Annotated in this window: 2 protein-coding genes and 1 pseudogene; all 3 read left to right on the top strand. The window is 53.1% G+C overall.

What is annotated here, in order from left to right; all coding sequences use genetic code 11:
- Nucleotides 1-74 precede the first annotated feature (74 nt).
- Nucleotides 75-686 (top strand): hypothetical protein, encoded by a 612-nt coding sequence (locus K1V27_RS22465; RefSeq protein ID WP_258932520.1) that lies wholly within the window; start codon nt 75-77, stop codon nt 684-686.
- A 10-nt stretch (nt 687-696) separates the two neighbouring features.
- Nucleotides 697-1068, top strand: coding sequence for a hypothetical protein (locus K1V27_RS22460; protein ID WP_258932519.1), 372 nt, complete (start codon nt 697-699; stop codon nt 1066-1068).
- A 21-nt stretch (nt 1069-1089) separates the two neighbouring features.
- Nucleotides 1090-1327, top strand: a pseudogene (locus K1V27_RS22455) (hypothetical protein); the annotation flags it as partial.

Raw genomic sequence — 1327 nt, 5'->3', positions numbered from 1 at the left:
TCTCAAAGTACTGGACATCTGCTCTACCTTGAGGCATGGTAGGTTGCCAACCTACAGCCCAAGGAGACCCTGTTATGAAGCAAACATGCGATATCGAGATCGTCGAGGAAGCATTTCGTTTGGCCCGTGCCCAGTTGGAGACAACGATTTATCAACTCCACAGCGATCCAACGGCTCAGATGGAGCATGATCAGGTGGAGATTTTGATTAAGAAACAGAGAACCGAGGTGATGCGACTGCTGCTTCAAGGCCACCTGGATGTACGTTGCAAGCGTGAGCAACGGATGGAATCGGTTCTGGGAGCCGGCGGGGTCACCCGCACTCACATTCGTGAAAGCTGTGAGAGAAACCTCATGACCGAGTTTGGACAAGTGGTGGTCAGAAGGAAGGGCTACAGCGCCAAAGGCGTTAAGAGTTTGTTTCCCTTGGATGGGGAGCTCAATCTTCCACAAGACAAGTACTCTTCGCAACTGTGTCGCCTGGTGGCTCAAGAAGTAGCTGACTCTTCCTTTGATGAGGGTGTAGAGAGCATCCGTAGGACGACAGGTGGGAAGGTCCCGAAACGCCAGAGTATTGAGTCACGCCCTGGGCGTGATCAAGATGTCGCAAGATTTCGATGCCTTCTACAATCTTCCGGAAGAGCCGGAGAAAACATCGGATCTGTTGGTCATCACCGTGGATGGTAAGGGGATCGTGATGCCTGGAGAAGACCTTCGGCCCGCCACACGCAAAGCTGCAGAGAAGCAAAAGGATTCCCATGGAGCGCGTCTGGCGCCTGGTGAAAAGCTTAACCATAAGCGCATGGCCACTGTGGCATCCGTCTACAGCCTCCAAGCTCAGCAACGCACACCTGAACAGATCATGGGACCTAAAGAGAATAAGCCTGGTCCCGTGCGGGCTAGAAACAAACGGGTATGGGCCAGTATTGAACATGATAGCCGGGGTGTGATCAAAGCTGCCTTTGAAGAGGCATTGACAAGAGATCCTAAACAGATTCGTCACTGGGTGGTCGTGGTGGACGGAGGCGAGCAGCAGTTCCTTGACATACTTGACGTGGCCGAAACCTAACAGGCCAAGATCACTCTGGTTTTGGATCTCATCCATGTTTTGGAATACCTGTGGAAAGCGGCCCATTGTTTCCACCCCGTGGGCAGCAACCACGCCCCGGGCGTGGCTGAAGAATGGGTAAAAGGGAAAGCTTTGCAGATTTTGCAGGGAGCCGCCGAGAGTGTGGCTGTTGACCTGCGACGTGATGCCACCCGCAAACAACTGAGCCAAAACAAACGACGGGCCGTTGATAAGTGTGCCGGCTATTTGGACAAATACA

Source organism: Desulfoferrobacter suflitae, assembly GCF_022603395.1.
Lineage (GTDB): Bacteria > Desulfobacterota > Syntrophobacteria > Syntrophobacterales > Syntrophobacteraceae > Desulfoferrobacter > Desulfoferrobacter suflitae.
This window is presented reverse-complemented; position numbering and strand designations above follow the sequence as displayed.

Coding starts and splice junctions, on each gene's coding strand:
- K1V27_RS22465 (WP_258932520.1), top strand. CDS start 75: ATGAAGCAAACATGCGATATCGAGATCGTCGAGGAAGCATTTCGTTTG.
- K1V27_RS22460 (WP_258932519.1), top strand. CDS start 697: ATGCCTGGAGAAGACCTTCGGCCCGCCACACGCAAAGCTGCAGAGAAG.